Raw genomic sequence first — 7,838 nt, forward strand, 5'->3', positions numbered from 1 at the left:
AGTGTGCTGGGTCAACTTCCCCTGGGGGCGGGCCGCTTCGGCCCGCAGAGCCGGATCAGCGCACCTCGATGCCGATCAGGCAGGTGTCGTCGTCGGTGTCGGAACGGCTGTGGGTGAGCAACCGGTCCAAGTGCTTCTCCAGTTCGGGCGGCGCCGTGCCGGCCAGTGCGAGGAGCTGCTCCAGGGCCTCCTGCACCGTACGGTCACGCCGTTCGATCAGACCGTCCGTGTACATCAGCAGCCGGTCGCCGGGCTCCAGTGTCACCTCGTGCTCCGTGTACGGGGCCTCGCCGACCGCACCGAGCAGTATGCCGGGCGGCATCGGCAGCGCGGCGGCGGCGCCGTCCCGTACCAGCACCGGCGGCGGATGGCCCGCACGGGCCCAGCGCAGCAACCGGGTCCGCGGGTCGTACACACCGCAGATCGCGGTGGCGGTGACCTGCTCGGTGAGGTGGTGGGCCACCGAGTTCAGCCAGCCCAGGAGCTGGGCCGGGCCCGAACCGGTCGCGGCCAGGCCGCGCAGCGCGTTGCGCAGCACGACCATTCCGGTCGCGGCGTGGATGCCGTGCCCCGCGACGTCGCCCACCGCGAGGAGCACCTTGCCGTCGGGCAGCGCCACCGCGTCGTACCAGTCACCGCCGACCAGGTGCTCCTCCTCGGCCGGCCGGTAGCGCACCGCCACCAGCAGCCCGGAGGTGTCGACCGCGTCCCTGGTGGGCGGCATGATCGCCTGCTGGAGCTGGAGGGCGAGCCGGTTGCGGGCCGCCGACTGCTGCTCCGAGTCCGCGAGCCGGTCGCGGGTCGCGGCCAGTGCCACCTCGGTCCAGTGCTGGGACGACACGTCCTGGTAGGCGCCGCGTACGGACAGGATGTTGCCCGCCGGGTCGGTGACCGGCTCCGCGACGATCCGGATGTGCCGCATCACACCGTCGGCGCGCCGCAGCCGGAAGGCGGTGGACGACGAGTGGCGGTGGTGCAGCAGGGTGCGCAGGAACCGGCCGATGGCCACCGAGTCGTCGTCGTGGGCGTGATGGTGCAGCCGGTCCAGCGGTACCGGGGACGAGCTGGGCGGCAGCCCGAACAGGGCGTACAGCTGGCTGTTCCACAGGATGTCGCCGGTGACGGTGTTCTCCTCGAACCCGCCGATGCGGCCCAGGCGTTGGGCGTGCTGGAGCAGCGATGCCAGCCTCGACGCCTCGTCCTCCAGGCGCCAGCTCAGCAGCACGCTGTCGCCGTACCGGCCCACCCCCACCGATGCGACCGAGACCAACGGCACTTCCTCGACCTGCGAGTTGAGCGTCATCCGCCCGGCCCTGAACGGCTCACCGGTGGCGTGCACCCGCAACAGGTGCTCATACAGGCCGCCCTGATGGGCGCTCAGCGGATACGCCTCCAGCCAGCGCATCCCGGTCAGTACGGAACGGGAGCGGCCCGCCAGGTCGGCGAAGCGCTCGTTGGCGTAGGCGATGTGGAAGTCGACCACGCCGTCGCGGTCGTCCAGCAACGGCAGCAGCACCAGCGCCGGGTCCAGCAGCCCGTCCGCGAGGTCGGCCAGCGGGCCCGCCTGCTCGTCGGCCGGGTTCCCCGCCGACGCGGCGGACACCTCGGTGCCCGGCAGGGTGTGCGCGCACAGGTCGGCGAGTGCGTCGAGCTGGCGGGTGGCCGCGGTCGTGAGCTGAGGCTGCGGCTGGGGCCAGCACACCTCCAGGACACCGAGGATGCGCCCGCCCACCTCGGCGGGCAGGATGCTGCGCGCCCCGTCGGTGCCGTGCCGCAGACCGATGCCGGGGACGCCCGCGGGCAGTGTCCCGTACCAGCGGGGGCGGCGCTCGGTCAGTACCTGCTGGGCCCAGGTCGCCACGCCCGGCGGAACGTATCGCCAGCGTTCGGCCTCGCCGCGCGAGAAGCCCGCGTGCCCCGCCAGTATCAGCGCGCCGTCCCGGCCCGCCGCCCACAGCGCCAGCGCGCTCGCGCCCAGCGGGGCCAGCGCCTGCTCGAAGAGCGACCGGGCGGCCGTCTGGGCGTCGCCCGTCATGGACCCGGTCTCGGCGGCGCGCAACCGCAGGACGGTGCCCGGCTTGGTGTCCGCGTCCCGCGCGGCGTCCCGGGCGGCGGACGGCGCACCGGTGAGCGAGGGGTAGGCGGACGTGGGGAGCGCGTCGGACATGTGGTCGCCGGCGGCGCCGTTGACGATGTCGGCGGCCAGTTCGAGGAGCGGCACCCGGGCCGACTCGGCGAGGTGCTCCAGGTGAAGCGCGGCCTCGGCGGGCCCGCCCTGCCCGCGCTCCACCAGGATGCCGGTGGCGATCCCGATGAGCGCGCGGGCGTCCGCGGACTCCTGGGCGAGCGTGAGGTCCCGGCGCAGCTGCTCGATGGTGGTGGCCAGCGCGTCCAGCGGACGCGGGGCGGCGGCGGACCGTGCCCCGGGCACCGCGGCGCCGGGCGGCGGCCCGATACCCAGCAGCGCAGCCGCGTCGGGCAGAGGACCGTCCGGCGGGGCGTCGGGCAGGTGTCCCGGCTGCGGCTGCTCGTCGGGCGGGGCCGGTTCTCCGTTCACCGGGCGAGCCAGGTGCGCATCCGGTCCACGAGGTCGCCCGCGTCGACCGGCTTGGTGATGTAGTCGCTGGCGCCCGCGGCCAGGCACTTGTCCCGGTCGCCCTCCATCGCCTTCGCCGTCACGGCGATGATCGGCAGAGTGGCGTACTCGGGCATGGCGCGGATCGCGGCCGTCGCCGCGTACCCGTCCATCTCCGGCATCATCACGTCCATCAGGATCAGCTCCACCCCGCCGTGCAGGGCGAGCACCTCAAGTCCCTTGCGGCCGTTGTCGGCGTGCAGGACGCGCATTCCGTGCAGTTCCAGGATGCCGGTCAGCGCGTACACGTTGCGGGCGTCGTCGTCGACGACCAGCACCACCCGGCCGGCCAGGTCCAGAGCCCCGTCGGGCGCCGGCGCGGGGGTGGGCGCAGTCTCCACCACGGGAGCGGTGGGGCGCACCAACGGCAGTACGTCGGCGGGCCGTTCGGCCGTCAGGTGCAGGGCGATCCGCTCCCGCAGCTCGTCCAGGCTGGGCAGCAGCTCCAGCGGTTTCGACTTCGACCAGTCCAGGATCTGCCGCTCCGCCACCGCCTCCAGCGGCCGGGTGTGGTGGGCGAGCACCGGCACCTGCCGCAGCGCCGGGTCACCGTCCAGCGCCTCCAGGAGCCGCATCGCCGAGCCGTCGGGCATGTCGAGGCCGATGACGACGCAGTGGCACGGGTCGGAGGCCAGCGCCGCGGCCGCCTCCTCGGGGCCGACCGCCGTCCGTACGTGCACCGGGCCCCGGGTGTCCGGCAGCGATCCGTCGGCCAGTTCCGCCACGGCGCTCTCCGCGACCAGTGAGAGCAGCCCGCGCGGCCTGTCCTCTATCACCAGCAGCCTGCGCTGCTGCGCCGGTACGACGGCGGAGGGCAGGCCGAGCCCCGTGCCGTCACCCTCCCTGAGCGCCGGATCCGCGTAGGCGGCAGGCGACTCGAAGCGGGCCACCGGGATGTACAGCGTGAAGGTGCTGCCCTCGCCGGGGGCGCTGGTCACCTGGATCGCACCGCCGAGCAGGTGCGCCATCTCGCGGCTGATCGACAGTCCCAGACCCGTACCGCCGTACTTGCGGCTGGTGGTGCCGTCGGCCTGCTGGAACGCCCCGAAGATCGCCTCCAGTTGCTGCTCGGCGATGCCGATGCCGGTGTCCATGACGCGGAAGGCGACGGCCGGGCCGTGCGGGCGCACCAGCGGCGGCAGGTCGCCGCCGATCGCCGGGTCGATGCGCAGCTCCACCGCGCCCGCCTCGGTGAACTTCACCGCGTTGGAGAGCAGGTTGCGCAGCACCTGGCGCAGCCGGGAGTCGTCCGTGACGAGTTCGGCGGGGGCGCCGGGCGCCACACTGATCCGGAAGTCCAGGCCCTTCTGCGCGGTCATCGGCCGGAAGGTGGCCTCCACGTAGTCGAGCAGCTTGCGCAGCCCCACCGGCTCCGGGTTGACGTCCATCTTGCCCGCCTCGACCTTCGACAGGTCGAGGATGTCGTTGATCAGCTGGAGCAGGTCGGAGCCCGCCGAGTGGATGACACCCGCGTACTCGACCTGCTTGGGGGAGAGGTTGCGGGTCGGGTTCTGGGCGAGCAACTGCGCGAGGATCAACAGCGAGTTGAGCGGGGTGCGCAGCTCGTGGCTCATGTTCGCCAGGAACTCCGACTTGTACTTCGACGCGATGGAGAGCTGCTGGGCGCGGTCCTCCAGCTCCTGGCGGGCCTGCTCGATCTCCAGGTTCTTCGCCTCGATGTCCCGGTTCTGCGAGGCGAGCAGGGCCGCCTTCTCCTCCAGTTCGGCGTTGGAGTGCTGCAACTCCTCCTGCTGCGACTGGAGTTCCTCCGAGCGTGACTGCAACTCGGAGGCCAGGCGCTGCGACTCGCCGAGGAGCTCGTCGGTGCGGGCGTTGGCGACGATCGTGTTGACGTTGACGCCGACCGTCTCCATCAGCTGCTCCAGGAAGTCCCGGTGCACCGGGCCGAAACCGCCCACCGAGGCCAGTTCGATCACGCCGAGGATCTGTCCCTCGACGGAGATCGGCAGCACCAGCAGGCTGCGCGCGTCCGCCGAGCCGAGGCCCGACGACACCGTGACGTAGCCGGGCGGCAGGTCGTCGACGGCGATCGTCCGACGGCTGCGCGCCACCTGGCCGACCAGGGACTGGCCCAGCTCGAAGCGGACCGGACGGTCCTGGGTGCCCATGAAGTGCCCGTACCAGCCGATGAGTTCGAGCTCCGGGTGGTCCGCGGTGTCGTGCGCGAGGTAGAAGGCGCCGTACTGCGCGCCGACCAGCGGCGTCAGCTCGTCCATGATCAGTTCGGCGACGACGGTCAGGTCGCGCTGGCCCTGCATCAGCCCGGAGATACGGGCCAGGTTGGTCTTCAGCCAGTCCTGTTCCTGGTTGGCCCGGGTGGTCTCGCGCAGCGACTCCACCATCGAGTTGATGTTGTCCTTGAGTTCGGACACCTCGCCGGACGCGTCCACGGTGATCGACAGGGTGAGGTCGCCCTCGGCGACCGCGCTGGTCACCTCGGCGATGGCGCGGACCTGCCGGGTGAGGTTGCCGGCCAGCTCGTTGACGTTCTCGGTGAGCCGCTTCCAGGTGCCGGAGACGCCCTCCACCTCGGCCTGTCCGCCGAGCCGCCCCTCGGAGCCGACCTCGCGGGCGACGCGGGTGACCTCGGCGGCGAACGAGGAGAGCTGGTCGACCATCGTGTTGATGGTGGTCTTGAGCTCCAGGATCTCGCCGCGCGCGTCGACGTCGATCTTGCGGGTGAGGTCGCCCTGGGCGACGGCGGTGGTCACCTGGGCGATGTTGCGGACCTGCCCGGTGAGGTTGTTCGCCATCGAGTTGACGTTGTCGGTCAGGTCCTTCCAGGTACCCGCCACGTGCGGGACGTGGGCCTGACCGCCGAGGATGCCCTCGGTGCCGACCTCGCGGGCGACCCGGGTGACCTCGTCGGCGAACGCGGAGAGCGTGGTCACCATGGTGTTGATGACCCCGGCGAGCGCGGCGACCTCGCCCTTGGCCTCCACGTTGATCTTCTGCGAGAGGTCGCCCTTGGCGACGGCCGTCGCGACCTGGGCGATCGAACGGACCTGCCCGGTCAGGTTGGAGGCCATCACGTTGACGTTGTCGGTGAGGTCCTTCCAGGTGCCCGAGACCCCGCGCACGGTCGCCTGCCCGCCGAGGTTGCCCTCGGTGCCGACCTCGCGGGCCACCCGGGTGACCTCGTCCGCGAAGGCGGAGAGCTGGTCGACCATCGTGTTGATGGTCTCCTTCAGCTCCAGGATCTCGCCGCGCGCGTCCACCCGGATCTTCTGCGAGAGGTCGCCCTTGGCGACGGCGGTGGTGACCTGGGCGATGGAACGCACCTGGGCGGTGAGGTTGTCGCCCATCACGTTGACGGACTCGGTCAGGTCCTTCCACGTACCGGAGACGCCCTGGACGTCGGCCTGGCCGCCCAGCCTGCCCTCGGTGCCGACCTCGCGGGCCACCCGGGTGACCTCGTCCGCGAACGACGAGAGCTGGTCGACCATCGTGTTGATGGTGTTCTTCAGCTCGTGGATCTCGCCCTGGGCGTCCACGTCGATCTTGCGGGTCAGGTCACCCTTGGCGACCGCCGTCGCCACCTGGGCGATGTCACGCACCTGGGTGGTGAGGTTCCCTGCCATGGCGTTGACGGAGTCGGTGAGGTCCTTCCAGGTTCCGTCCACGCCCGGCACCTCGGCCTGTCCGCCGAGCCGCCCGTCGGTGCCGACCTCGCGGGCGACGCGGGTGACCTCGGAGGTGAAGAGGGAGAGCTGGTCGACCATGCCGTTGAAGACGAGCGCGATCTCACCGAGGAGTCCGTCCCGGTCGTCGGGCAGCCGGGTGCCGAAGTCGCCGTCGCGCACGGCGGTCAGACCGGCGAGGAGCTGGCGCAGCTCGGGCTCGCCGACGGAACCGTCGGACGTGGGCAGCGGGACCGACGCGGTGGCCGGGGTGACGCCGCCGACGGACTTCGCGGGCCTGGCCGCCTTGGTGGCGGTACGGCCCGCGGATCGGGCCTTCGGGGCGGCGGGGGCGGTCTTCGGGGCGGGGGAGGCCACCGTGTCCGCGGCGGGGGTCGCCCCGGCGTGCGCGGCGGGGGCGGTCTCCGTGGCGGGGGTCTGCGCCGCCGGGTCCGCCGCCGTGTCCTGGGCCGCGGACTTCCGGGTCGAGGCCTTCTTGACCGAGGTCTTCTTGGCCGCGGCCTTCTCGGCCGCGGCGGCGGTGGTCCTCACTGCCGCGGGCGCGGTGGTCTTCGCCCCGGAGCGCGCCGTCGCACGTCCACCCGTCTCGGAACCCGTAGTCCCCATGGCCTGCCCCACCCCTTTGTGACTTTCGAAACCGGCCCGCGTAGGGGGCGGCACCAGTACGACCAGCTCACTTCCGAACGGGCGTTCCGTGGGTCATGGTGCCACAGTTGTCGTACGGCAATTTATTGTCACTCGCGGCCCGTCCGCCCTGTCCCCGCAGGCGCCGGGCCTGCATCGCGCATGCCTGCGGCACTCATGCCTGTCGTCCGAAAGGGTATGTGTTCGAGTGCATGCTCGAAACTGAATGAACATGAGGAGGATCGGCCCATGGCGGAGTCCGAGACGGGGGCGGGCGGTGCCGCCACGCGGCCCAAGGGACGAAGAGAGAGCGAGGACGAACGCGCGGACCGGCAGTGGGGCGAGCTGGTCCAGGAGATCCGGGTGGCCCAGACCGGCGTGCAGATCCTCTTCGGATTCCTGCTCACCGTCGTCTTCAGCGAGCACTTCCAGGACCTCGAACCGATCGACAAGAACATCTACATCGTCACGGTCGTCCTCGGCTCGCTCGCCACCGGCGCCCTCATCGGCCCGGTCTCCTTCCACCGGATCGTCTCCGGCCGCCGCATCAAGCGCCGGGCCGTGACCTGGGCCTCGCGTCTCACCTTCCTCGGTCTGATCCTGCTGCTCCTCACCCTGTCGTGCGCGCTGCTCCTGGTGATGCGGGTGGCCACGCACGACGCCTACGCGCCGTGGCTCGTCGCGGGCGTGGTCGCCTGGTACCTGCTCTGCTGGTTCGTACTGCCCTTCTGGGCCCGCCAGAAGTACACCGAGCAGGAGCAGGACTGAACTCCTGACGGCACGGGGAAGGCCGCACGGGGAAGGGGGGGGGGGGGCGCCGGGCGGGGGCCCCCCGGCCCCGGGGGGGGGGCGGGTGGGCCGGGGGGGGGGGGGGTTTGGGGGGGGGGGGGGGGGGGCCTTGGGGGGGGGGCGGGCCC

The 7,838-nt window shown here is 72.1% G+C and carries 3 protein-coding genes; 1 reads left to right on the top strand and 2 read right to left on the bottom strand.

Going from position 1 to position 7,838, the window contains the following annotated elements:
* Positions 1-55 precede the first annotated feature (55 nt).
* Both ACIQM4_RS01860 and ACIQM4_RS01865 read right to left on the bottom strand, forming a co-directional pair.
* On the bottom strand, positions 56-2,557 hold the full coding sequence (locus tag ACIQM4_RS01860) for a SpoIIE family protein phosphatase (protein WP_401584582.1): 2,502 nt from the start codon (positions 2,555-2,557) through the stop codon (positions 56-58).
* Positions 2,554-6,903, bottom strand: coding sequence for a HAMP domain-containing protein (locus ACIQM4_RS01865; protein ID WP_401584584.1), 4,350 nt, complete (start codon positions 6,901-6,903; stop codon positions 2,554-2,556). The genes ACIQM4_RS01860 and ACIQM4_RS01865 overlap by 4 nt, the downstream gene beginning before the upstream one ends.
* 267 nt (positions 6,904-7,170) lie before the next feature.
* Between ACIQM4_RS01865 and ACIQM4_RS01870 the strand changes: the two genes are divergently transcribed.
* Positions 7,171-7,689, top strand: coding sequence for a DUF6328 family protein (locus ACIQM4_RS01870; protein ID WP_401584586.1), 519 nt, complete (start codon positions 7,171-7,173; stop codon positions 7,687-7,689).
* Positions 7,690-7,838 lie beyond the last annotated feature (149 nt).

Source organism: Streptomyces sp. NPDC091272 (genome assembly GCF_044757485.1).
Classification (GTDB): Bacteria; Actinomycetota; Actinomycetes; order Streptomycetales; family Streptomycetaceae; genus Streptomyces.